The organism is Emticicia aquatica (assembly GCF_923079645.1).
In the GTDB taxonomy this organism is placed as follows: Bacteria; Bacteroidota; Bacteroidia; order Cytophagales; family Spirosomataceae; genus Emticicia; species Emticicia aquatica.
The window spans coordinates 528,822-552,961 of record NZ_CAKLPY010000002.1; the positions used below are offsets into that span (position 1 = coordinate 528,822).

Here is a 24,140-nt window from a genome sequence, read left to right on the forward strand (position 1 = left end):
TTCAGAATTAAATCAAACCTTCATTACGGTTGATACAATCTAAGTCTTCAAAAGCTACTTTCAAACGAGCAATCATATTTTCTTCGCCTTTGCGTAACCATACACGTGGGTCGTAATATTTTTTGTTCGGAGAATCTTCGCCTTCTGGATTTCCTAATTGTGTTTGAAGATATCCTTCTTTTTCTTTGTAGTATTTTAAAATACCTTCCCAAGTTGACCATTGAACGTCAGTATCAATGTTCATTTTTACAGCACCATATTTAATGGCTTCTCTGATTTCTTCACGTGAACTACCAGAACCACCGTGGAATACAAAGTTTACTGGCAATTCGCCTGTTCCGAATTTTTCTTGGATAAAATCTTGTGAATTTTTCAAGATAATTGGAGACAATTTCACGTTACCTGGCTTATAAACACCGTGAACGTTTCCAAAAGCAGCAGCAATAGTGAAGTTTGGAGAAATTTTACCCAATTCTTCATACGCATAAGCTACTTCAGAAGGTTGTGTATAAAGTTTCGAACTATCAACGTCTGAATTATCTACGCCGTCTTCTTCTCCACCTGTTACCCCTAATTCAATTTCGAGAGTCATGCCCATTTTAGCCATTCTCTCCAAATATTTTGCACAGATTTCGATATTTTCTTCTAATGGCTCTTCTGATAAATCAATCATGTGAGAGCTAAACAATGGTTTTCCGTGTTGTGCAAAGAATTTTTCACCTGCATCCAACAAACCATCTATCCAAGGTAATAATTTTTTCGCACAGTGGTCAGTATGAAGTACTACTGGAATGCCATACATTTCAGCAATTTGATGCACGTGCATTGCTCCTGAAACAGCTCCTGCAATTGCAGCTTCTTGGTTTTTATTTGGTAGGCTTTTACCAGCGTAGAAAGAAGCTCCACCATTTGAAAATTGAATAATCACTGGCGAATTTACAGCCTTAGCTGCTTCCATTACGCCATTTACAGAGTTAGTTCCAACAACATTTACCGCAGGAAGGGCGTAATCATTTTCGTTGGCGTGACGTAACAAAGCATTCAATGCTTCACCTGTAACGACGCCTGGCTTAATCAAAGATTGACTCATGAGTACCGTTTTTGAATTTTAAAAAGAAATAATGTTATTATAATTGTAGATGAAGCCTAATTCTTGAATTATGGTGCAAATTAATGATTTTTCGATAAAATATTGATGTATTTATATTAAAAATCTATATAAGCTTTTATTTGCCTTCATACAATGCTTGAATATCAGACGGAATTTGTGGGTCTTTCAGTGTTGTTTTTTTCTTGTCGGTCATTCGCCAACGATGCAACCACGAAAATCCATTTGTTGTAATTACTCGCTCCGTACGTGTATAAATTTCGTCTTGCAAAGCCACTTTTAAAGGGATAAATTCATAGCCTCGCCTTTTCATAATAGCAATTAATTCATTGAAATAATCAGTATTTAGGGCATTTGCATGGCACAGAAAAATATGTTTGATTGGCCTACCAGCTACTTCTTGCGTTAATTGTTCGTAATAATCAAAATAACTTTCAGTGTGTTTTAAATACTTTTCTGCTACGCTTTTCATCAAAGTTGTATTGTTTGATTTCATCGCATCCATATAAACTTTATTGAAAAGCCAATCGTCAGCATCAATGGTTACTGGGGCATTATTATAGCTTTTTTCTTTTAAAAACGCTTCAAAACCATATTTTTTCAAACTATCCGAACCTGTATGCAAAAATGGAAACCGAAAATAGCTTTCTTTTTGTCCGTATTTTTGTTTGAGTTTTTGGGTAATAACTTCTCCTTTTAGGGTTTCGATTTTAAAATCTTCAAGCGATAATTTACTAAACGATTGGTGTGAAAACGTATGATTACCGAGTTCTTGTCCATTCGCCAACCAAGCATCCAAAAGGGCAATTCGAGCATCAATTTCGCCAAATTTATAGACAAATCCTTCATTCACAAACCCAACAGTTTCAAGGTTTTCTTGCTTCATTTTGCTGAGTAATTTTGCAGTAGATTCTTGGGCATGTTTCAGAGAAAGTTCTTGCACGAAAGGTAAATCATCCACTGTAATGGCGATTTGCTTTTGGGCTTTTAAATGAATTGAAAAAAAGAAGAATAAGGTAAAAAGGATTCTCATTTTTGCTTTAAGTTTAACCATACAAGCACAAATCATATTGATTTTCTTTTAATTATCTTTTTAAAATCAACATGATTTGTGACTTGAAAATTTATTTTACAACTGCTTTAAACATTAAATCGGCAACAAATTGATTGCCTGTGTCATTCAAATGCACGCGGTCGGTTGTCAAAATACCAGCTTCTTTATTGGTTGGATTATTTTTAAGATTATATGCAAGAAATTCTTTTCTTAAATCAATCAATGGACAATCAAATTTTGATGAAAGACTACGAATTATATTTGAATAATGGTTTAAATCTCCATCTTGTTGGTTACTGTTGTCGATACGCTCGCCAATAGCAGCAGGCGTACAACAAATAACTTTAATACCTTGTGATTGAAGTTTTTTGATAATTGCGGTGTAAAAATTACCAAATTTGTCAGCATCTGTTCCAGTACCCCAACTTGCTTTGTGCCAAACATCGTTTACGCCAATATAAATAACAACAACGTCGGGCTTTTGTGAGAGAACATCGTCTTCCATACGAAGGAATAAATCATAAACTTTATTGCCACCAATGCCCGCTCCGATTAATTGATATTTATCTTTAATGCCTTGTTTTTCAAGCATTTCTTTCATTTTAGTAATATATCCGCCAGGATTTATGCCTGCTTGCGTAATAGAATCTCCAAAGAAAATAACTTTGGTTGGTTTATCTTGTTTCAAAGAAAACATAGTGAGAGAAAGTAAAACTAAGAGAATAGTTTTGATAGAGATTTTCATTAATTTATAAGGGTTGAATTTGAATGAACGAAAGTAAAAAGATATTGTCATAAAACAAAAAAACAGCGTTGCGGAAAATACCACTACGCTGTCCAAATCCCCTAAACTAAAATACTAATGATAAGATATTATTTAACCTCAACCGTACGATAATCGGCTGGAATTGGTTGATGCGTTTCAAGATTGATTTCTTTAGTGATTGTTTCTTTGCCATTCGTAATATCAAAATGATACTTGCCATCTGCCAATCCTGTCAAATCAAATTTCTTGGATAATTTGTTAGTTTTTTTACTCACAAACTCTGTGTAGATTGTTTCGTTCCTCTCGTTTTTCAAACTAATTTCAAGGGCTTTCCCCTCTTTTTTTTCAATAATTACGTTTACTTTCATCGAATTAACGATGCGATACATACCAACTTTAAATGTTTTTTCGGCCTCTAATTTGTTGTCAATCGGCTCGGCAGCCAACACAGTTGAGAAAGTGAAAATACCAGCTACAAGAGCCATTGCGAGATTTTTTAATTGCTTTTTCATAATTTTGTGAGCGGCGAACCGCAGTTTTTTAATTGTAATTTTTATAGCTTTTTCGATTATAAGATGTTTTGTGTGGACTATACGTTTCAAGTTTTGCCTTAATCGGTCGTATTGCTTGATAAGTGGTTTTAGTAACTTAATGTACTTTTATCTTTAACAATTTCTTTGGTTATAACACGGTCTCCGCTTGTAATTTCAAGAAAATATTTACCTGTTTTTACGTTTGAGAAATCAAAACGCAAGTTGTAACCCGTTGCTTTTTTACCGATTATTTCTTGGTTCAATACTACTCCTGCTTCGTCCATTAATCTTACAGATGCGGTTTTACCAGCATCTTTGGTTAAGTTGATATTCAACTTCAAAGAGTTTACATAACCAAACTCATACATTCCTACATTCAAATTGCTTGCTTTGTAGTTGAGCATTGAGGCTGAATGTGTACTTGCGTTTTCGTTTTTTTTGTCTTCAGCATTAGCATTGAAGAATACTGTTGTTGCCAATAGAGCAATTGCGATTACAGATTGTTTTCCAGTTGTTTTTAACGTTTTCATAATTTTGTGAGCGGCGAACCGCATTTTAAATGTTTATAACTTTTTCTTAATTTTTGTTTTTGATGTTTCAAAATTAGTAAGTCTCAGCAAGCTCTGACAACATAAGTGATGAAGTAAACAAACAATGTGATGAAACTTCTTTTCTATGTGATTCTCTTAATTTTGACTACTAATTTTTATTTGTCTTGTTTGACGATTCAAAGGTATGGGTAAAACTTGGTACTATGTAATACAAACTACTCAAATGGTTATTTTAAAAGGACAAACGGTAATTAGATTTGATGATGATTTATGCACTTTCACAAAATATAATTTTATATATAAATTATTGATGAAGATAAACAATCCATTTTCAGAATAATATTCTGTTTGAACCTTTTCTGCTATCATATTCACATAGATATATATGACAAAGCCGTGCCAAAAAAAAATAATTTTTGTTAACAAAACCATAAATCGCTTATTATCAATTACTTAAACAATATTTAAAACATTTAAACAAAAATATTCGGTCGAAAGATTGTCCGATTTCGTACAATTAAAATCCATTTTCGTACACTATCTATTTAAGATTCGTAAAACTTTATTACATTTGAAACTCAAAATAATCAACCTTTTAACTGAGATGAAAAAAGTCCAAATCATTGCTTCTGCTTTTGCATTCGTTGCATTGTTTAGTGCAGAAACTCATGCACAATACTCTTCTACACCTCCTGCTGTTTCTCCGATGCCAATGAAACCAGAGATGACAGAAATTTGGGACCCTGAAGTGAGCGTTGTAACCCCAGGAAAAACCAGTGCTGATGCTCCTTCCGACGCAATTATATTATTTGATGGAAAAGATTTATCACAATGGGTAAGTTCTAAAGATGGTTCACCAGCAAAATGGACAGTAATTGATGGTCGCATAGAAGTTGCTCCAGGAACTGGCGATATTAAAACAAAACTAAAATTTGGCGATTGCCAACTTCATATTGAGTTTTCTGCACCTGATGAAGTAGCCAGTGTGAGTCAAGGACGTGGAAATAGTGGTGTTTTCTTCCAAGACCGTTATGAGTTACAAATTTTGGATTCATACCAAAATCGTACTTATCGCAATGGACAAGCAGGAAGTATCTATAAAGACACCGCTCCGCTCGTAAATGCCATGCGTGGCCCATTAGAATGGAATACTTATGATGTAATTTATACTGCTCCTCGTTTTAAACCTGATGGTCGTTTAGATTATCCAGCTCGTATTACCGTTTTACACAATGGTGTTTTGGTTCAAAATAATACTACGATTTTGGGTCTTACCAATTACATTGGTTTACACTTATATCCAGAAGCTCATGGTGAAGACGTGATTCATTTACAAGACCATGGTAACAAGACACAATTCAGAAATATTTGGATTAGAAGACTGTAATTTGTTTAATTAACGAATATCAATTAAAAACAGCTTCTTTCTAATTATTGAAAGAAGCTGTTTTGGTTTTTGGGGAATTATTTACTAATTGCTAAAATTTCTACGGCATCGCCATTCTTCACTTTTATATCACTCTTCAAAATCACTTTATCACCAACTTTTAAGCCTTTAGTTGTCCATTTATCATTAACTAAGGTAACATTCACCGCTTTTGCAATAAATTCGCCGCTTTTCTCCGAAACTACGTAAACTGAACAAGTACCTTTATTGTCACGAATGAGTCCATCAGAAATTTGAAAATTTTTATCGACTACCCCTACCCTAACAGGTTTAGGAGGTTTGGGTGTGGAAATATTTCGCTCACGAGCAGGTGGTGCTATTCGTGGGGTTGGAGAAACTCTTGAAGGCGGTAAAGGTGCCATTGGAGCAGAAATATTTCCTGTACGATTATAGTTATAATTATTGTTATCATTACTCGTACTAAAATTAATGTTATCGCCTTTTACTCTGATTCTCAAATCTTTTCCACGAATATCTCTATGATTAGCCCCCCAAGTTTGATTCATCCAATTCCAAACTTTTTCATAAATAGCTGGCGACTGTGGTTCAAGGTCAATCAATAGCTTTTCGCCCTTCAAACGTACTTCAAAATCATTTTTATCTTTAATTAAACCCGCCTTGAAAAGCATTTCCGAAAAATCTTGTAATTGTTTTTTGAAGCGAATCTCTTCTTCTTTAGCTAGTTTTTCAAGAAGTTTTCCTTTTTCTTCCATGATTCTACCTAGACTATCCATCGGTTTTGAGTAGCGTTCCATCAATCTGCCCAGACTATCCATTGGAGCTTGCAATTGGTTCATTTTTTGCTCAAAAGGTAGCATTTCAGCCTCAAAACTATTCATTTGTTGTTCAACTTCGTGCATTTGCTTTTCTAAAACACGTTCTTGTTTCTCTAAATTTTTAAGCTTTTGTTCGGCTTCAAGAGGTATTTTATTTGAATCCATATATTTATTATGGATTTTTTGCATCGCCAAACTCACTTCTTGCATCTGAATTGAAAGGTCTTGAATTTTACGTTGAGGAGCTTGCATTTTGCGTTGTACTTGTTGCATTTCTTCCCCATGTTTTTGCATTTCTCGACCGTACTTCTCTTCCATCTGCTTACCATACATCTCCATTTCTTTGCTATATTTTTCCATTTCCTTACTCAAACGTTCCATTTCATTAGAAACTTCATCAAGCGAAGAAGTATCACTTATCACAATATTTTGCTTTTCCTCAAGAAGTGCTTCGGCAGTATTCGCAAGTAATTTCTTTTCTTCTTTTATTTTTGGATTGACCAATGATTTTTCATTCTTAAATACCTCTTTTTGGGCATAGACCACACCTAAAGCCACCACTAAAACCATTCCTAAAACAGCAATCCAATTACCATAACTGAGCGGTTTTGAATCATTTATACCAATAATTCTTTTAATTCTATCCATGAAAGTTTGGCGTTTTGCTCCAAAAGCCATAGCCAAACGTGGTTGTTGTTGGTAACTCGCTACTTGTGTCAATGCTTTAGCCAAAATCATGCTATCACCACAGATTTCTACTGCAAAATCATCACAACAATTTTCCCGTTCGTCACGTACTTTACCCGAAATAAACCAAGTAGCAGGGTGAAAGAAAAACAGAATTTCAACAACATTTTGAAAAATATTAACCAGATAATCATATCGCTTGATGTGTGCCAATTCATGTGCAAGGATTGCTTCTAATTGCTTAACTGTGAGTCCAGAAGCTATACCAACTGGCAATAAAATCACTGGTTTTATCCAGCCAATCGTCATTGGTACGGTTGCCATTGCAGATTCAAGCAATTTTATTGAAACGGGCATTTGTACTTTTTTAAGAAGATTATCCATAAGTTTCTGAATATCAACCGTCACAGCTACATTTTTTTGGGTTTTCAACTGCTGAACATATACAAAACCAATCATCAAACGAAACAATAAAAGACTTGTACCGATGAACCAAAAAGTAACAAATAAGTCAAGATTTGCTTGTAGAAATAGTTCTGTTTTTTGCAAAAAACTCAACTCGTTTGGTTTGAAAGATAGCTGTGATGTTTGGTTCAAAAAATGAGTAAAACTAGCATTACTACCAAAATTGGCAGTCTTAGAAACAGGCTGATAAATAATTGAAAATGTAACAATTGCACTCAAAAATTGCAAACCCAAAGCCCCAAGTCCAATCCAATATCGTGTACTTGATGGCTTAAAAAAATAGAATATAATACTAAAAATAAGTAGAATGGCTACACCTTGCCAAATCGAATGAATGAGCGTCCAACCCAATGCAGCACTCATGTTGTAGTTAATAATTTCAAATAGCTTTTTCATATTGTCCTCGTTTTTTTACATCATATCTTATGAGGGTATAAGATATAAATTGATTAAATTAATAGTTTTAAACTCCTAAATTTTTCTCTTTTTCGGCAATTAACTTCTTGATTTCTTCTAATTCATCAAGACTAACATCCTGATTACCAAGCGTTTGCATAACGAGTTTCATTGCAGAACCTCTAAAAGTCGCATCTACAAATTTGCCAAGTAAAAGTTGTTGGGTTTGTTCTTCGCCAATCAACGCTTGATAAAGATGATAACGACCTTCTTCTGTGCGGCTCACAATATTTTTTTCGTGCATTATTTGCAATAGTTTGAGCGTTGTGGTGTAGCCGACTTCCTTCATTTTTGATAATTCGTCATTCACTTGCCTTACTGTTGCTTTGCCCAATTGCCACAAAATCTGCAAAATTTCTAGTTCTGATTCTGTTGGTTTGATTGCTTGTATATTTTCCATAATTTTTGTTTACGAATCATTTCGTAGCAAATATAATACGAAGTTTTTCGTAGTTCCAAATTTTATTACGAATATTTTCGTAGAAAAAAAATAAACACCTAACAAAAACATCAATTCATAACAATCCATAATCCCAAAAAACGCAAAATTTACTTGGCAGTCAGCATCAAGTTTCAGTCAAAAAACTATCTTTGATAATTCATTCTATTCAAACCTTCATCATGCCTAAAAAACTCACCGAAATCATTGGTCGAAACTCCTTTAATCATACATTGTTTGCTGCAGTCACGGCATTTTTTACCTATATGTGTTTTTATCCATTTAGGCGAGCATACACAGCAGCGACTTACGAAGAATTAGCCTTTTTTGGTGTTAATTTTAAAATCTTAATCATTACCGCTCAAGTATTGGGTTTTGCAGTTTCAAAAGGCTTAGGCATAAAATATGTCTCTGAAATGCTTCCTGCTCATCGCTCACGTAACTTACTGATAATGATTACTTTATCGTGGATTTGTTATTTGTTTTTTGCACTCACGCCTGCTCCTTTTAATTTGTTTTTTATCTTTTTAGCAAGTCTGCCTTTGGGCATGGTTTACGGCACAATTTTAGCTTTTTTGGAAGGTAGAAAAACGACCGATTTATTAGTGGCTGTGCTAACGGCATCGTTTATTATGGGTTCAGGTTTTGCCAAAAGCATCGGAAAATGGGTAATGACTAGTCTAGAAGTAAGCCAATTTTGGATGCCTTTTGTGGCTTGTGCGATAATGATTGTGCCGTTTGGGTTTTGTGCGTGGTTGATGGGACAAATTCCTGCACCAACGGAGGTTGATAAAGCAAATCGTACCGAACGAAAGCCCATGCAAAAAGCTGATAGAAAGGCTTTTATCAAAGAATTTTCATTGAGTATGTTTATTTTTGTTATCTCTTATGTATTGCTCACTACTTTCCGAGAATTTCGGGATAATTTCACACCTGAGATTTGGAAACTGCTCGGTTACGGCAATAATTCGGCTATTTTTACTCAAACCGAAACCCCCATTGCAATTACTGTTTTGTTGTTGATGGCTGCCATGCGTTGGGTACAAAATAATTATAAAGCGTTCGTGATAATACAATTATTGATGTTGGCAGGTGGGGTTTTGATTGGCGTAAGTACATTACTTTATCAGCAAAAAATTCTTTCGCCAGTAGCTTGGTTGACTACTTTAGGTCTGGGTGTTTATATGGCATATTCGATGTGCAATAGCCTTTATTTTGAGAGAATGATTGCTGCTTTCAAGAAATCAGGAACGGTTGGTTTTCTTATTACTTTTGCCGATTATTATGCATATTTGGGCAGTATTTTGGTGCTTTTCTATAAAAACTTCTTCCAAAAAAGTATTAATTACCTCGAATTTTTCATTCTTCTATCTTATTGTATCTCTATTATTTATGTCATATTAGTTGCTCTTTCGATGTGGAATTTGAGTTTGAAAAGGGCAAAAAGTATTGAACAATAATTTTTTCATTTCATTAAATCGAATATTACAATTGAACATTTTTAAAAATACCCGAAAATTCATATATTTTCGGGTATTTTATATACTAACCTACTTTTAAAATATAACCACTTTTCATCACGCCTAAACCTATAATGCTATGCAAAACAATTCCAAATGGTCACTTTCTCATAAAATTGTTTTTTATTTTAGTTTCCTATTTTTAGGACTTAATATTTTCCCCTTTCCCATCAATGTTCTACCATTTATTAATGGTTTTTTCTACGATATTATTGATGAATCTTTTTGGAATCCAATTGTACAATTGACTGGGAGAATATTTTTTGATATTAAAGAAGTGACCGTTCGTCCGAATGGAAGTGGCGATACAACTTGGAATTGGTTGCAGGAATTTTCGATGCTATGTATGGCATTGATTGGAACGATTATTTGGACAATTCTGGGCAAAAATAAAAGCAATCACGATAAACTTAGTTATTGGTTCAATGTTGCTATTCGTTATTATTTAGCATTTACAATGCTAACTTACGGATTTGTCAAAGTTTTTCCTTTACAATTTGGCAATATTACTACTTATCGACTTTATGAAAGATTAGGCGAAATGAGTCCAATGGGACTATTGTGGACTTTCATGGCATATTCGCAAGGCTATCAATTTTTTGGTGGACTAGCCGAAGTTATTGGTGGGTTATTATTATTTTTTAGGAGAACGACCACTCTCGGAGCATTGATTTGTGCAGGAGTTTTAGCAAATATTTTTGCATTAAATGTCTTTTATGATGTACCCGTCAAGATTTATTCATTTTTGTTATTGCTGATGAGTTTCTACTTATTATATGAAGATTTTAGAAGATTATGGAGTTTTTTTGTATTGAATTTGCCTACAAAATCGAGGGTAATTACTCCTTTTTTAGATAAAAAATGGTTTATTATAAGTAGAATTGTTTTTAAAGTACTCCTTATAGTTGGTTTTGGAGGTGCAATGTTTTATGATGGTTGGTCGGAGTCTGAATACAAAGATGCACCTAAAACGGCTATTTATGGACCATATAAAGTAGAAAGTTTTGAACGAAATAGTGTAGTTTCGGCAAGTGACACATTACGTTGGCAAGAAGTTTTCATTGACCGTAGAGGTACGTATGACATTGCTTTTGTGACCAATCAAGACGGTTTACGTAAAAGAATTGATTTTAAGATAAATAACAAAAACCATCAATTATTATTGTCAGATTATACTTCAACCGCAACTGATACTACAAAATATGCTTTCAGTTATGTGCAAGCTGATTCGTCTTCGTTGTATTTGAAAGGAAAATTTAAGAATGATTCAGTAAAAGTATCAATGAAAAAAATGACTCGTAAAAACTTTTTGCTCAACTCAAGAGGATTCAATTGGATAAACGAGTATCCTTTTAATAAATAACTACAAATATTTACCTCGTTGAAAAATAGTATAAAATCGAAGAATATGATTCACTATCAAAAACTCTCCGATGGTATTGATGACCCGAATAAAAATATAAGTAAATTCAAAAATCCGTACTTCAGGTGGTAAAATGTAGTATAAATCTGCGATTCCTGTAAAAAATATACCTATTAAGAATAGCGTTCTATTAGGCTTTTTTTGGCGTTCGACTTGGATACCTGCAAGGACGAAAACCATGATAACAACCCAATAGAAATTGAACGAAAACATAGAAATTCTCGGATAATAATTGAGCATATATAAAAAACCAACACCACCGATAAACCAAAGTGAATATAAAAAATAGTTTATTTTATCTTGAAGAAAACGTTTTTCTAGCGTCAAATCACTAAAAATGATGATTAATAAAATTCTGATGCAAGGCTGAACATAAGAATAAACAATGTCGAATTGTTTATCATTTATGATTATTAATGATGACATACCAATCAAAAAAAGGCTTCCATAAGTAATGGAAAGTAATAATAGTGGTTTTATTTGGTTTTTGAGGAATTTTGAGACGATATAAACAAATAAAAAGAAGTAGTCAAATTGAAACAAAAACAAACTTAAAGCCCTGTCTGACAAGCTTTTAAGTTCGTTTGGTTCGACTTTGATTGAAAAATAAATATTCACCAAAAGTACCAAAGAAAAGAAAAAACTGGTGAATCGCTCACTCATAATAGTTTTTCTGTTGTATTCCACTGCAATATAATAAAGTAGCACCAATTTCAATGATATTTACTAAAAAGCTATTAAACGGTATATTTTAGTAAATATCACTTTGATTTAAAGTATTTTCTTCTCTTTTTTATCATAATCCATATACATAAAGTAGTTAATTATTGAAATCACTCTTAAGAGTAACATATTTATTACACCTAATTGTAAGTTTTTTACTGTTATCCTAACATATATATGTAATACAAAAACCTAAAAAGCTCTTTAATACCTTTGTTTCAAAAAAAATAAATTCAAATCCATATTACATTTGTGTAAAAAAGGCATGAGCAAACTTTTACTGTTTTTTTTACTACTAATTTCTCCCTTTCTATTTGCCAAAAACTTCTACGTTTCTAGTTCAAATGGTAACGATAGTAATAATGGCCTAAGTCCAATTCTTGCATGGAAAACGATAACAAAAGTAAATGCAAGCATGAGTTTAATACTGCCAGGCGATTCTGTTCTGTTTAAATCAAACGAGATTTTTTCGGGTACTTTGAGTATTACTTGTAGCGGCACAATTACACAGAAAATTACTTTTGGTACTTATAATGGGGTTTTGCCAGCTATTTTACTGCAACAACTTACTGGCAATTGGGTTCCAAATACTGTGGCTAATACTTGGGTTCTAAGTCTTCAGACACCATTTCCACCTACTATCAATCAAATGTACATCAATGATTCATTTCAACATGTAGGTCGTTTTCCCAATACAGGGAGCTTAATTATAGATTCTACTGTTAATCGAACTACTTATCTTGATGCAGAATTATCAACCGCTCCTGATTGTTCTGGTGGCGAAGTTTTAATTGAGGTAGCGGGCTGGCAACGCACGGCAGTGGAAATAGCTTCACAATCTGCATCAGCATTTCAATTAAGTAAAAACGTTTATTACGGTGCTGGGTTTGACCAAAAAGGGAAAAGATATTGGCTTAGAAAAGATTTTGATACACTTGATGAACAAGGAGAATGGTATTATAATCCTGTGACAGGAAAACTATACATTTATTCTTTATTCGACCCCAGTCTTCTTAAATTACAATTTTCCTCGTTAGATAAAAATATCACCATAAGTAGTTGCAATTATATTAAACTCGAAAACTTATCAATTACTAATTCTAATAATACAGGTTTGGAAATAAATACCTCTTCAAATATTGAGATTGATAAATTCAGTATTACCAAAGCAGCAAGCTACGGAATATTAGCTTCAAACTCGTCCTCTTTAAAAATAACAAATTCAAATTTTGACAAAATTGGTGTTGGTGCAATAAAATTCACAACATCCCATTTTTGTTCAATAATCAACAATAGTATCACAAATGTGGGCAATCTTGATAATGTTGAAGTGGTAGATTCGCCATCAGGTATATTTTTAGTTACTTGTAATAACGCTGTTGTTAAAGAAAACACCATTGATGGTCTTGGGATGATAGGCCTTTGGTTTAAGGGAAATAATAATCTCATTCAAAATAATATTATTAGAAATTACTGTATTTTCCTTAATGATGGCGGTGGAATTTATACAGCAGGAACTTCAACAGGTAATCAAATTATTGGTAATATTTGTCAATATGGACGAATTGGAGGTCAAAATTTTGGTATTTACCTTGATGATTATTCTAAAGGTTATACAGTTGACGGAAATATTTGTACTGATAGCAATGATGCAGGAATTCACTTGCATGATGCAACCAACAATATTATAGTAAATAACATATTCGCTTATAGTAAATTTCGCCAAATGCTTTTGCAAATGTACAGAACAACTACAGGTAGCATAACTAATACGATTAAAAACAATATTATGGTTTCTAATAATGGGCTTTCAGCGGGATATTGGTTAGCTACGCCATATAGCCCAACTGACTTAGGGTCATTATTAGATAGCAATTTTTATATTGATCCATTCAAAATCAATAAAATACTAATTGACCTCAAAGGAGCAATCAATAAGCAATATAACTTAAATATTTGGAAAGCCTTTAATATAGATATTAATTCTAAAGAATCACCTTTACTTTACCCTTCTGGTACAAGTTCAGACTTTTTAAAGTTATACATTAATGATACTAAAATACCCCTGACTTTTTACCCAAGTAAAAATGAGGTATTTATCAATCATAAAGGTGATACGGTCTGCGGGCTGGTAACCTTACAACCTTTTTCAGGCATAGTTTTGATGAAAGTACCAAATCAGAAAACAGGTATTTCTATTCAAAATATAGTCAGTGGTGGTGTGATTTTTAGTTATGAAAATCCACAATTGCCTTGTCCAAATCCTATTACAAATTTTCAGTGGAACTTTCCCACAGGTACTATTTTCTTGAATGGTACTACTGCCAATAGTGCTAATCCACAAGTGATTTTACCAAATAATTGTACGAATTGCCCAATTTCGCTGACTACCAACAACGGAACACAATACCTAAATTTTCAAGAAACAAAAAATGCCGCTGGAATTTATATCGGTGGAGAATAATAAAACTAACATTTATGAAATTACGAATAATGTGCTTGTTGATTATTGTTTGTATTGCAAACGTATCAAAAGCTCAAATAAAGTTTGGTAATAATTTAGGAAATCTCAACCCAAGTGCAATCCTTGAAATGGAAAGTACGAATAGAGGTTTATTAATTCCAAGAATCGCCTTAATGAGTACTGCGGCATCTTTTCCACTACAATCGCATGTTGCAGGAATGCTGATTTATAATACTGCCACCGCTGGCGTTTCACCAAATAATGTTATTCCAGGTATTTACTTAAATAATGGAGCAAAATGGGACTTAGTTACTACAAAAACACCGAGTAATGTTGTTAATGTTGATGGTTTGGCTTCAAGTCTCGCTAGTCCAAATAGTTTTTCTGGAGCAAGTTTTTCACCCAATGAACCTAATAATTTAGACAGACTTTATGTAAATACAATTGACGGGTCAAATTGGATTTTTAATGGAACTCAATATAGTTCAGTGATGGTAAACGCCACTACCCCCTGGATGTTGGCTGGTGGTACAAATGATGCAGGAGGAAATAAAACAGGCAGAATTTATCGACCTGGTGGTGCAGGTGTTGGTAGTAGTACTATTTCGCCAACAGCAAGTGCATTATTTGAATTATCAAGTACTACTCAGGGATTTTTACCTCCTCGAATGCTTAAAGCTCAAATGCAAGCCATCGAAAATCCATCCGAAGGATTAGTTGTGTATTGCTCAGACTGTTTTCCAAAAGGGCTTCAATTTTATAATGGAGAAGGTTGGATTAGTAGTAGTTCTACCTCAGGTATTACTCCTGCCTTAGTCTCAGATGTAAATTTTACAGCTAACAATGGATTAGCAGCAGGTACAATTCTGACAGGCACATATACATTTACGCCAAATGGCTCTGGTACAAACGCAAGCACTTTTAAATGGTATGCAGCCACTGATAAGTCCATTCCTGGCACACCTGTTGGCACTGCTTCAACATACACACTAACTACAAATGACTTAAATAAATGGATAGGTTTTGAAGTAACGCCAGCAAGGTCAGTTGCTGGTTCAGCAGGTACACCCATAATTGTTTGGAAATCTGGTATAACAAATATTGCTGATAAGGCTCCGCTTACTACTATTCTTGTGTATTCTCTCAGAAAAGTTCGTTCAGCATATATAGGTCCTCTTATAAAAGTTCGTCGTTCTTCTGATAATACCTCACAAGATATTAATGCCGATGTGAATGGAAATTTAGATGAAACTGCTTTGTTAAGTTTTGTAGGAACTGGTACTGGATATGTTGAAATATGGTATGACCAAAGTGGGTTTGGTACAAATGCGTCACAATTAACTACTAGTTTACAACCAATTATTGTTAATGCTGGCGTTATTGTTAAAGAAAGTAGTAAGCCCGCTATTAGTTTTAATTCACAAAGATTAGGATTTGCAGCTTTACGTAATAACGGCTCAAATGGATGGAATCTAAGTTATATGCTTCAAACAACTGCAAAATTTACATCATCTGGGTATTTTATTGGCCGTAAAACATCATACAATGGTGGTTATGGAGCAGATGTTACTACTTTAAAGGGATTGTATAAAAACAATGTAAGTACCTATTCTACAACGGGCACGTTGGCCAATACTAATTATGGAAATTATTATTATAAAAATAGTAATCTTACGACTGGTAGTCAATCAATAAGTTACTATAGAGATGGTCTGATTTATCAAGCCGCCACAAGTTATTCGTATAATATTCAGCTTGATTATATCGGTGCTGATAATACCGATGGAACTGGGAATAATTTCGTAGGAAATATCAGTGAAATCATTTTGAGTCAATTATTACCAACTGAGACTGTCAAAGAGTCGATATTTTGGGATAATACAAATTTCTTTTGGCTAGGAAAATAATATTTAATTGATATTATTTAGGAAACCAAAATAATCAAAACTACAGATTATCCATTTCTTACTTTTGTTTAAATCATTTTGAAATTAATGAAGAATTAGATAAATTTAGTCTTATAAACATTAAGGTTATGTGCATGATAATTATAAAAGTACAGTAGCTATTTTGGCTGGATTTGTATTTGTAGTGTTTATTTCAATTTGGCTAAAATATCGCAATACTTTTAAAATCGATTTCTATGAAACTAAACTTAGATACAATCATTATTTTTGGGCAAAATATTGATAAATTAAAAGCATTTTATGTTGGTATTTTAAAGCTAGAAGTTATTGAAGAATTGCAATCCGAATGGTTACTTATTAGAGCGGGGTTTTGTAATATTGGCCTGCATAAAGTTGGCGAACAGTTTATAGACAGCAATCAAGATTCATTCAAATTTGATAAGAATACCAAAATTGTTTTTGAAATTGATGAAGACATATATGATATTAGAGAGCAGTTACTCGCCTCAAATATATCTATGAAAGACGTAAAATCATTTGACAATTATCCATTTTTAATATGCGATGGTGAAGACCCAGAAGGAAATGTATTCCAGTTGAAACAAAAGAAATCTTAGTACTTTATTTTTTGATTCGATATATAAACGATTGACTATCAGCTAACAAACGCACAAAATACAATTGTTCTTTGATTTGATTTACTAATTTTTTGTCACTAATAGTACTCATTTCTATCTTTTCCCCTCTCACATCAAGCCATTCGGCATTATATGTTTTGTTAGGTTTATCGAGGTGAAATACATTATTTTTGATTAAAATTTTCGGTGCATTCAAATCTTGGCTTTCAAATACTAATCCATTTAAACTTGCCAATACCCCACAAGGCACAATTGGAGCAATATCAGCCATAAAAACACTCCCATTTGCAGCAACAAAGCCAGGATTTAATTGAACATTTTTAGCCGCATTAAAAGTATATTTATTTCCTGCCGAAATACTAAAGGTTGAAGTATTCTCTACTTTATCAGTTGCAATCGCATAACCATACAAACCAGCAGCATCACTTGAAGTCAGACTTATGATTGCATTGGGTTGTTGTAAAGCCTTCATTTCATTAGTACGCTCGTTATGAACACGTGCATTATCGTTATTGGCGATTGTTCCCGTTGGATTTCCTAAATAATTAACATTTGGGTTCGAAAAGTACGGAATTCGATCACAAAAATAACCATTATCTGCACACTGATTATTATACGCCATCACTGTACGCCAGCGATTGGCCAAATTAATATAGCCATATCCATAAGCAAGCGGGTTTCCACTTGTTACGTAAGGATCATGGTATGAACCAAAATTATGCCCAATTTCGTGTGGAAATGTTAAATTATCGACCGCACAAGACAAATCATCCACAGAAAATGCAAAATTATAATCCGAACTCAGATACGCTATTCCACAGGAACTTGTATAACTACCCAGCAGAACACAAACATCAGCTGAATATTTAGTGCGTAAATCATGTACTTCGTCCATTTTACCATCGGAGTTAGTCGTAAAATCATCCAAAGAAGTAAACATATTCGCTGGATTTTCAACATACGCCGTACTTTTAACATAAGCCATTTCAACTCTTGCAGCGATATTACTATTTTGGTAGCATAAATTAGCTACATCAATACAACTTTGAGCAAAATTTAACATTGATGCACCATTCAGCACATTTAGAGCTGCATTTGTATAAAAAAACAACACACGTACTTTACAATCATAAGTAGTCAAATCAACATTATTCTCTCTCGCTTTTTTAATTTTTTTATCAATAAGTTGTTCAAGATGACAGCTTTCGGACGGAAATGCACTTTGTTTTACTTCATACATCAAGTATTGTTTATCAATCGTAACGAGTCGGTATATTTTATTATTATTATAAAAAAAACCAGAAATATCCTCGTCAAGAACTGTAAATACGCTCATTTGCCCTCTAAAATCTTTTCCTGACCATGTATAATTATTGATTCCTCGAACCTCAGCAATCGCTCCTTCTATCCCAAAAGTATCGCCAAATAAATTGATACTTAACTGGTTTTTTGTGAGTTGAGCAAAATTCACATCAACCAATGATGCAGTTCCAACTGTTGGCCGCTTCGTAAAAGCATTGATTTGCGATGAAACAGTTAGATTAGTATTTTTTAAAGAAATGAAAGATTCTTGGGCAAAACTCACATACGCAATGAGTTGAAATAATAGAAGTAATCTCTTCATAAGTCTGCAATTTTATTAGAGTTATTCGTAAAAATAAATAATACTCTTAGAGCATTTATCATTTGAATTATTTTTTTATTAATCGGCAAACCCAAAAACACCGACTATTATACAATTTTAATAAAATCTTCAGAAAAAAAAACATCACTGACATAGGGTTGTCATCAAGATTTTTTTCTTTTGTAAAAAAAACACATGAAAGTTCACAGCACCAATTACGTAGATACATTCATTGTAATTGCCGACGATTGTCGAGCAACGACGGGCGAAATTCCGCCGATTAACGAAAAAAGCAAATCTGTTGCAAACATTCAATTTGAGATTTTAAGAAAAAATCCTTACAAGTTCACATCCGACGATGTGCTGTTTCAAGTTTTTGCAGAACGTAAAGACTTAACTGCTGATGAACTTGAAAAAGCCCGTGAGAAGTTTTTCTCCAAAGGTCAAGCTTGTTTCAGAGCTTCACCCTTAACTAAACGATACGGTTGGGGTGTACATCATGATAAAAATGGAAAAATAGCCATTTTTGGCTGTGAAACTGAAGAATATGAAAAACGACTTCATGACAAAAACACAAAAATCGTCAAAGCTATGAAGTCAAGCCGATAATTGTTTTCAATCAGCAATATATATGACCATTTTTTGTAGCTGAGCTTAGTGAATTCAATGTATTTTCTTGAAAAAACTCAAGAAATAATTAATAAAAGTATTATATCAACTTAAAATTCAACCTTCGTAAACAATTAAAACGTACTAAAATGGCAAAAACAAGCACTTATCTCAGTTTTCCTGGTAATACTGAAGAAGTTTTTAACTTTTACAAATCGGTATTTGGGACAGAATTTACTGGTGATGGTTTTCAAAAGTTTGGCGATATGCCAGCCACTGAAGGGCAACCTCCAATGTCGGACGCTGACAAAAAATTAATTCTTCATGTTGGGTTACCAATTCTTGGCGGGCATATTTTAATGGCAACCGACGCTCCAGAAAGTATGGGTTTCACGGTTATTGCAGGAAATAATGTACATATCAATCTCGAACCCGATTCGAGAGAAGAAACTACGAGACTATTCGAGGCTTTATCAGAAGGAGGAAATATTACGATGCCCTTACAAGATATGTTTTGGGGAGCATTTTATGGCAGTTGTACCGATAAATATGGCACTAATTGGATGGTAAATTTCACTCAAAACTAAATACAAAGAATACTATTTTTGATTCATTCCTGATAAAACAAGAAAAAGCTGTCTAAAAAAGGCAGCTTTTTGCTAATTCTAACCTAAACACTATTTATAACCCTATTAATCCTTTGATTGAAAGCGAAAGATTTACTCGTGTATTTGATTTAACAGCAATGCTTTTCAAGTCGAGATTACTATCAAGATTCAGAAAACTATTGAAATCAATGATTGTTCCGTTATTATTTTTATTTGATGCAAAATGTAATTCATAGTCACCTTCTTCTAGAAATGCTATTTTAAAATTACCAGAACCATCCACTTTGGCACTCGTTACAGCATTTTTAAATGTTACTCCACTTTCTCCTTGTCCATTGGTTTCGCTATTTTGATTAAAACTTCCTTTTTTATAAACATACACCAACACTTGTCCATTGATTGTTGCATTATAATTGCTCATTTTCCCTACGATTTCACCAGTAATATTTTTATTTATCAAACGAATAGAAGATTGTAGTTCACCATAGGTAACAAAGGAAAAGCTTTTTTTACTATTTTCATTTTTCTCTTTGACTGCTTTTCTCAAATCAAAATCGACCATGAGGTCAGTCACGCCACTTTCGTTTACATCAAATTTCTTAACTGTGACTTCAATTTCTTGCTTGGCATTTCCTGATATTGCTAACGCTTCTTTTGTTCCGTCAGTTTTTTGAACGTAACAACCAGGAGCATTTCCACTTGCATCTTTGGAATAATCTAAAACTAAAGTCAGTTTATTATACGACCCCGTTTGAAATTTTCCATCACCAAGCATTAATGAATTTCCATTTTGAAGTTGAAGTAAATTAATTGTTTGAGGACCTTTAAAAGTATCATAAACTTTTCCATCAAACCTCACTTCAGTAATTGTTACAAATGCTCCACTTACATTACTTGCATCAATTGGGGCATCCGTTATACCAATTTTTACAGTTCCTTTCGGTGCATTTGGGTCTTGTTGTGACGCTGGCGTAATTGAGTTATTTTGTTTATCACAGCTAATTTCTGCCAAAAACAAACTCATAATGATGATTGCAAATTTTAAGTTTTTCATGGATATAATAATTTTAGTTTTCATTAACAAATCTTAAAAAAGCTATTCCAATATCTCATAAAGCATTTTACTCTACATTTTGAGGTCTTTTTTCTACAAAAATTGTATAAATCGCTACATCAAATTCTAAAAAATGAAGGTGGTATAATGTTTTTCCGCTATGGAACATAACCAACTAAAAACTTTAAATAATGAAAAAAACAGCATTTGTAGTTGCCTTTTTACTTATCATTTCGGTCATTTCGAGCCAAGCTCAATACAAACTTGGTATTGGTGCACGATTAAACTATGGTTATGGACTGAGTGTGAAATATAACATGACCAAAACAAAGGCTTTCGAGGGAATTTTGTATTCAAGATGGCAAGGCGTAAATATTACTGGATTATACGAAATTCATAAACCTGCTTTTGAAACACCAAATTGGCGTTGGTATTATGGCGTTGGTGGACACATTGGCTTTTGGAGAGACGGCGGGCGATATGGGAATCCGTGGTTTGATAATAATGATAACCATACCGTTCTTGGAGCAGACGGAATTTTAGGCTTGGAATACACTTTCAAGGAAATTCCATTAAATCTTAGTTTAGACTGGAAACCAGCTATCAATCTAATCGGTTACCAAGGTGTTTGGCTTGATGATGTGGCTGTAACAGCCCGTTTTGCAATCAAGTAATCATACAATTTGATATTCAATCATTCTATTCAACAACAATAAAAAGCCATGAAAACTTTCCTTATACTTTGTTCACTATTTTTGTTTGCATCGTGCAATACCATAGATATTGTACCACTTATCAACAAAGATTATTCGATAACTGATGCCGAATCGACTAAAGTTGACTACGAAGAAAAGAAAAACGTTTCGTACGGCGACAATGAACTCCAAAAATATGACCTTTATTTACCCAAAAACCAAACCGATAAAGTACCCGTAATTGTGATGTTTCATGGTGGTGGTTGGAGTGAGGGCGACAAAGGTTTTATAAATCCAATGGTTGATTACTTTAGACAAAAAAATGTAAAATGTGCTATCGTTAATGCAAATTATCGCCTTACTTTTCAGAAAGGTATTACTTATCGTGAACAATTAGCAGACATTGGTTTATTACTTAAAAAGCTACAAAATGAAGCCAAATCGTTGAATATCACACCCAAATTTTTTCTGATGGGAATTAGTTCGGGAGCTCATTTAGCACTACTTTATGCTTATTCATCCGACTCAAATAAACTCGTTGAAGTAGTTGGTGGCATTGCCGCTCCCATTGATTTGACATCGACAAGTTTACGTAAAGACCGAATGAACACCGATATAATTAAACTTATTGGCAAACCATTTGAAGGAAATATCGAAGAATATCGCAATGCAAGTCCGTATTTTCAAATAAAACGTGCTTCACCTCCAACGATTCTTTTTTATGGCGGTAGCGATAATTTAGTTCCTGCCAATCAAGGAACTTTAATTCATGGTAAATTAACAGAATTAGATATAAATCAAGAATATTATTTTTATCCAGAACAATCACACGATTGGTCTAAACTTTCAGAAACGCTCGATAAAATGATAGTTTTTGCAGATAAATATTTATAAATAAAATGACACATACAGTGATAAAATGAAGGGGAGATTTTTCTTCCCTTTTTTTGTTTTAAGAAAATTTATTTTGATATTGTTTTGATTTTGTCAAAAACAAAAATCTGTAAACAACTATTGGTCAGTACTTTAGAAGTATTTCAATATAAAGAATCTAATTTATACACTAAAATGGCAACAAATAAAACCACCGAAACTTCGCTGAGCGTTATTGATTTTATAAACTCAGTAAAAGACGAAACAAAACGCAACGATTGTTTTAGTCTTATTGAGTTATTAAAAAAACAAACAGGTTTCGACCCAAAAATGTGGGGGCCAAGCATTGTTGGCTTTGGTAGTTATCATTATAAATATGAAAGTGGCCGTGAAGGAGACAGTCTCATCGTGGGATTTTCACCAAGAGCAACAACCATTAGCTTGTATCTTTCTGGAAGTTTTGAAAAAAGAGAAGAATTACTTGAAAAATTAGGCAAGCATAAAACAGATAAAGGTTGCATTCATATAAAGAAACTTGCCGACATCAACATGGAAGTTTTACTTCAAATGATAGTCAATCATTTGGAATATATGCAAAAAATGTATCCTAAGTAAGTTACTTAAAAAGTAGTTTTTTTACTTAATTCCTCTTTTTTCTACATTTAAAAACCTTGATTTTTCTTTAAATTCGGTTGGAGAAAGATTCTTTTTTTTCTTAAAAATACGGCAGAAATATGAAAAACTATTAAATCCGCTAGCCATATATGCTTCTTTTACACTTATTTTAGGATTTCTGAGCAAGCTTTCTGCAACTTTTAGGCGTTCTTCAATAATAAAATCATTGGGCGACGAACCCAATTCGTGCTTGAAAGTTCGATAAAAATTTGATTCACTCATATACGCCTTTTCACTCAAAAATTCAATTGATAAATCTTCCGTGATATTATCTTGAATATACTTAATGACAAACGAAATTCGGTCATTATTTGAATCAGTCAAAGCTTTTTTGAGATAAATACTTTTCGATTCAGTTTGTAAAATTCTAATGATTAATTCTTGAATCAACAAATCGGCAAAAATATCTTTTGATGGGTGCTTTTCAGTGAAAATAAAAATCAGTCTTTGTAAAATTTGATTGATAGCAATATCATTCGTAAAATGATAATTGTAATCTGTCATGCTCCATTCTTTACCGTTTTGCTTTGTTCCTCTATTATTAAGTATTTCAACCGCCTCTTTCAATTTTGTTTCTGAAAATGCCAATGCCAAACACTGCGTTGGGTTCTGCTCCGTTGCCTCAGGAAAATCAATGCACATTAACTCATTTGAAGGCAAAATGACAGACTCACCTGGCAAAAAACCAAACGAATGCGTATTTTCTAGATGCATTACCTTTTTGCCTTTAATCATACTTGCCAAAACGGGTTCGCTAAACTTGAGCAATACTTGCGATGCTTGCTGATGCGTTTCAAAAATATTCAGTTCAGCATTATTTAGCGAGTGAATAGTTCTATTCTCAACCAAGCTAATTAGCTTTCTTTTTTCGTAATGAGCGGCATTCAGGTCAATCATAAATACGTTTTTTTTATATAACAAACCTAACAAATATTATTATTTCATCAAAAAATAGAACAATATAAATCTGGAACAGTCGAATAAATGATAGAATTGTACAACTAAAAGTAGAATTGTACAATTAGTTAGCAGAAAAGTGAAATAG

At 33.3% G+C, this 24,140-nt stretch carries 22 protein-coding genes; 11 read left to right on the plus strand and 11 right to left on the minus strand.

Annotated elements, in window-relative coordinates; genetic code table 11:
- Positions 1-7 precede the first annotated feature (7 nt).
- The 5 genes from fbaA to MJQ71_RS11950 all read right to left on the minus strand — a co-directional run bounded on the left by fbaA (position 8) and on the right by MJQ71_RS11950 (position 3,991).
- Complete coding sequence (gene fbaA, locus MJQ71_RS11930; RefSeq protein WP_238806848.1) at positions 8-1,090, minus strand: class II fructose-bisphosphate aldolase; 1,083 nt, start codon at positions 1,088-1,090, stop codon at positions 8-10.
- A 136-nt stretch (positions 1,091-1,226) separates the two neighbouring features.
- Positions 1,227-2,141 (minus strand): polysaccharide deacetylase family protein, encoded by a 915-nt coding sequence (locus tag MJQ71_RS11935; protein WP_238806849.1) that lies wholly within the window; start codon positions 2,139-2,141, stop codon positions 1,227-1,229.
- A 91-nt stretch (positions 2,142-2,232) separates the two neighbouring features.
- Positions 2,233-2,907 (minus strand): SGNH/GDSL hydrolase family protein, encoded by a 675-nt coding sequence (locus MJQ71_RS11940; protein WP_238806850.1) that lies wholly within the window; start codon positions 2,905-2,907, stop codon positions 2,233-2,235.
- Positions 2,908-3,035: 128 nt separating this feature from the next.
- Positions 3,036-3,440, minus strand: coding sequence for a hypothetical protein (locus tag MJQ71_RS11945; RefSeq protein ID WP_238806851.1), 405 nt, complete (start codon positions 3,438-3,440; stop codon positions 3,036-3,038).
- Between the two features lie 128 nt (positions 3,441-3,568).
- Complete coding sequence (locus MJQ71_RS11950; protein WP_238806852.1) at positions 3,569-3,991, minus strand: T9SS type A sorting domain-containing protein; 423 nt, start codon at positions 3,989-3,991, stop codon at positions 3,569-3,571.
- Positions 3,992-4,616: 625 nt separating this feature from the next.
- On the opposite strand from MJQ71_RS11950, the gene MJQ71_RS11955 reads away from it, so the two are divergent.
- Positions 4,617-5,399 (plus strand): 3-keto-disaccharide hydrolase, encoded by a 783-nt coding sequence (locus MJQ71_RS11955; RefSeq protein WP_238806853.1) that lies wholly within the window; start codon positions 4,617-4,619, stop codon positions 5,397-5,399.
- Between the two features lie 77 nt (positions 5,400-5,476).
- Here MJQ71_RS11955 and MJQ71_RS11960 read toward each other — a convergent pair whose 3' ends face one another.
- Both MJQ71_RS11960 and MJQ71_RS11965 read right to left on the minus strand, forming a co-directional pair.
- Positions 5,477-7,783 (minus strand): M56 family metallopeptidase, encoded by a 2,307-nt coding sequence (locus MJQ71_RS11960; RefSeq protein ID WP_238806854.1) that lies wholly within the window; start codon positions 7,781-7,783, stop codon positions 5,477-5,479.
- A 67-nt stretch (positions 7,784-7,850) separates the two neighbouring features.
- On the minus strand, positions 7,851-8,243 hold the full coding sequence (locus tag MJQ71_RS11965) for a BlaI/MecI/CopY family transcriptional regulator (RefSeq protein WP_238806855.1): 393 nt from the start codon (positions 8,241-8,243) through the stop codon (positions 7,851-7,853).
- Positions 8,244-8,464: 221 nt separating this feature from the next.
- On the opposite strand from MJQ71_RS11965, the gene MJQ71_RS11970 reads away from it, so the two are divergent.
- Positions 8,465-9,742, plus strand: a complete 1,278-nt coding sequence (locus tag MJQ71_RS11970) for a DUF5690 family protein (protein WP_238806856.1) — start codon at positions 8,465-8,467, stop codon at positions 9,740-9,742.
- 139 nt (positions 9,743-9,881) lie between these two features.
- On the plus strand, positions 9,882-11,165 hold the full coding sequence (locus MJQ71_RS11975) for a DoxX family protein (protein ID WP_238806857.1): 1,284 nt from the start codon (positions 9,882-9,884) through the stop codon (positions 11,163-11,165).
- On the opposite strand, the gene MJQ71_RS11980 is transcribed toward MJQ71_RS11975, so the two are convergent.
- Complete coding sequence (locus MJQ71_RS11980; protein ID WP_238806858.1) at positions 11,166-11,888, minus strand: hypothetical protein; 723 nt, start codon at positions 11,886-11,888, stop codon at positions 11,166-11,168. It lies immediately after the preceding gene.
- A 325-nt stretch (positions 11,889-12,213) separates the two neighbouring features.
- On the opposite strand from MJQ71_RS11980, the gene MJQ71_RS11985 reads away from it, so the two are divergent.
- The 3 genes from MJQ71_RS11985 to MJQ71_RS11995 all read left to right on the plus strand — a co-directional run bounded on the left by MJQ71_RS11985 (position 12,214) and on the right by MJQ71_RS11995 (position 16,936).
- Complete coding sequence (locus tag MJQ71_RS11985; RefSeq protein WP_238806859.1) at positions 12,214-14,412, plus strand: right-handed parallel beta-helix repeat-containing protein; 2,199 nt, start codon at positions 12,214-12,216, stop codon at positions 14,410-14,412.
- A 14-nt stretch (positions 14,413-14,426) separates the two neighbouring features.
- Positions 14,427-16,319: a phage tail-like protein gene (locus MJQ71_RS11990; RefSeq protein ID WP_238806860.1), complete on the plus strand. Its 1,893-nt coding sequence runs from the start codon at positions 14,427-14,429 to the stop codon at positions 16,317-16,319.
- 236 nt (positions 16,320-16,555) lie between these two features.
- Entirely contained in the window at positions 16,556-16,936 is a 381-nt protein-coding gene (locus MJQ71_RS11995) for a VOC family protein (RefSeq protein ID WP_238806861.1), read from the plus strand.
- Positions 16,937-16,940: 4 nt separating this feature from the next.
- Here MJQ71_RS11995 and MJQ71_RS12000 read toward each other — a convergent pair whose 3' ends face one another.
- The gene (locus tag MJQ71_RS12000) at positions 16,941-18,581 is read right to left on the minus strand and encodes a M12 family metallo-peptidase (RefSeq protein ID WP_238806862.1); all 1,641 of its coding nucleotides are present in this window, start codon (positions 18,579-18,581) and stop codon (positions 16,941-16,943) included.
- Positions 18,582-18,776: 195 nt separating this feature from the next.
- Here MJQ71_RS12000 and MJQ71_RS12005 point away from each other — a divergent pair, with 195 nt between their 5' ends.
- Positions 18,777-19,190, plus strand: a complete 414-nt coding sequence (locus MJQ71_RS12005; RefSeq protein ID WP_238806863.1) for a DUF6157 family protein — start codon at positions 18,777-18,779, stop codon at positions 19,188-19,190.
- 149 nt (positions 19,191-19,339) lie between these two features.
- On the plus strand, positions 19,340-19,777 hold the full coding sequence (locus MJQ71_RS12010) for a VOC family protein (RefSeq protein ID WP_238806864.1): 438 nt from the start codon (positions 19,340-19,342) through the stop codon (positions 19,775-19,777).
- 94 nt (positions 19,778-19,871) lie between these two features.
- On the opposite strand, the gene MJQ71_RS12015 is transcribed toward MJQ71_RS12010, so the two are convergent.
- Positions 19,872-20,852, minus strand: a complete 981-nt coding sequence (locus tag MJQ71_RS12015) for a DUF4382 domain-containing protein (protein ID WP_238806865.1) — start codon at positions 20,850-20,852, stop codon at positions 19,872-19,874.
- Positions 20,853-21,043: 191 nt separating this feature from the next.
- On the opposite strand from MJQ71_RS12015, the gene MJQ71_RS12020 reads away from it, so the two are divergent.
- From MJQ71_RS12020 to MJQ71_RS12030, 3 genes are all read left to right on the plus strand, one after another.
- Complete coding sequence (locus MJQ71_RS12020; RefSeq protein ID WP_238806866.1) at positions 21,044-21,526, plus strand: hypothetical protein; 483 nt, start codon at positions 21,044-21,046, stop codon at positions 21,524-21,526.
- Positions 21,527-21,574: 48 nt separating this feature from the next.
- Positions 21,575-22,441 carry an alpha/beta hydrolase gene (locus tag MJQ71_RS12025; protein WP_238806867.1) on the plus strand — a complete coding sequence of 289 codons (867 nt, stop codon included), beginning with the start codon at positions 21,575-21,577 and terminating at the stop codon, positions 22,439-22,441.
- Positions 22,442-22,615: 174 nt separating this feature from the next.
- Positions 22,616-23,035 (plus strand): DUF1801 domain-containing protein, encoded by a 420-nt coding sequence (locus MJQ71_RS12030; RefSeq protein WP_238806868.1) that lies wholly within the window; start codon positions 22,616-22,618, stop codon positions 23,033-23,035.
- Positions 23,036-23,056: 21 nt separating this feature from the next.
- Here MJQ71_RS12030 and MJQ71_RS12035 read toward each other — a convergent pair whose 3' ends face one another.
- Positions 23,057-23,992 (minus strand): AraC family transcriptional regulator, encoded by a 936-nt coding sequence (locus MJQ71_RS12035; protein ID WP_238806869.1) that lies wholly within the window; start codon positions 23,990-23,992, stop codon positions 23,057-23,059.
- Between the last annotated feature and the right edge of the window lie 148 nt (positions 23,993-24,140).

Coding starts and splice junctions, on each gene's coding strand:
- MJQ71_RS12020 (WP_238806866.1), top strand. CDS start 21,044: ATGAAAAAAACAGCATTTGTAGTTGCCTTTTTACTTATCATTTCGGTC.
- MJQ71_RS12015 (WP_238806865.1), bottom strand. CDS start 20,852: ATGAAAAACTTAAAATTTGCAATCATCATTATGAGTTTGTTTTTGGCA.
- fbaA (WP_238806848.1), bottom strand. CDS start 1,090: ATGAGTCAATCTTTGATTAAGCCAGGCGTCGTTACAGGTGAAGCATTG.
- MJQ71_RS12030 (WP_238806868.1), top strand. CDS start 22,616: ATGGCAACAAATAAAACCACCGAAACTTCGCTGAGCGTTATTGATTTT.
- MJQ71_RS11995 (WP_238806861.1), top strand. CDS start 16,556: ATGAAACTAAACTTAGATACAATCATTATTTTTGGGCAAAATATTGAT.
- MJQ71_RS11935 (WP_238806849.1), bottom strand. CDS start 2,141: ATGAGAATCCTTTTTACCTTATTCTTCTTTTTTTCAATTCATTTAAAA.
- MJQ71_RS11970 (WP_238806856.1), top strand. CDS start 8,465: ATGCCTAAAAAACTCACCGAAATCATTGGTCGAAACTCCTTTAATCAT.
- MJQ71_RS12035 (WP_238806869.1), bottom strand. CDS start 23,992: ATGATTGACCTGAATGCCGCTCATTACGAAAAAAGAAAGCTAATTAGC.
- MJQ71_RS11980 (WP_238806858.1), bottom strand. CDS start 11,888: ATGAGTGAGCGATTCACCAGTTTTTTCTTTTCTTTGGTACTTTTGGTG.
- MJQ71_RS12010 (WP_238806864.1), top strand. CDS start 19,340: ATGGCAAAAACAAGCACTTATCTCAGTTTTCCTGGTAATACTGAAGAA.
- MJQ71_RS12005 (WP_238806863.1), top strand. CDS start 18,777: ATGAAAGTTCACAGCACCAATTACGTAGATACATTCATTGTAATTGCC.
- MJQ71_RS11965 (WP_238806855.1), bottom strand. CDS start 8,243: ATGGAAAATATACAAGCAATCAAACCAACAGAATCAGAACTAGAAATT.
- MJQ71_RS11985 (WP_238806859.1), top strand. CDS start 12,214: ATGAGCAAACTTTTACTGTTTTTTTTACTACTAATTTCTCCCTTTCTA.
- MJQ71_RS11990 (WP_238806860.1), top strand. CDS start 14,427: ATGAAATTACGAATAATGTGCTTGTTGATTATTGTTTGTATTGCAAAC.
- MJQ71_RS11940 (WP_238806850.1), bottom strand. CDS start 2,907: ATGAAAATCTCTATCAAAACTATTCTCTTAGTTTTACTTTCTCTCACT.
- MJQ71_RS11955 (WP_238806853.1), top strand. CDS start 4,617: ATGAAAAAAGTCCAAATCATTGCTTCTGCTTTTGCATTCGTTGCATTG.
- MJQ71_RS11945 (WP_238806851.1), bottom strand. CDS start 3,440: ATGAAAAAGCAATTAAAAAATCTCGCAATGGCTCTTGTAGCTGGTATT.
- MJQ71_RS12000 (WP_238806862.1), bottom strand. CDS start 18,581: ATGAAGAGATTACTTCTATTATTTCAACTCATTGCGTATGTGAGTTTT.
- MJQ71_RS11975 (WP_238806857.1), top strand. CDS start 9,882: ATGCAAAACAATTCCAAATGGTCACTTTCTCATAAAATTGTTTTTTAT.
- MJQ71_RS11960 (WP_238806854.1), bottom strand. CDS start 7,783: ATGAAAAAGCTATTTGAAATTATTAACTACAACATGAGTGCTGCATTG.
- MJQ71_RS11950 (WP_238806852.1), bottom strand. CDS start 3,991: ATGAAAACGTTAAAAACAACTGGAAAACAATCTGTAATCGCAATTGCT.
- MJQ71_RS12025 (WP_238806867.1), top strand. CDS start 21,575: ATGAAAACTTTCCTTATACTTTGTTCACTATTTTTGTTTGCATCGTGC.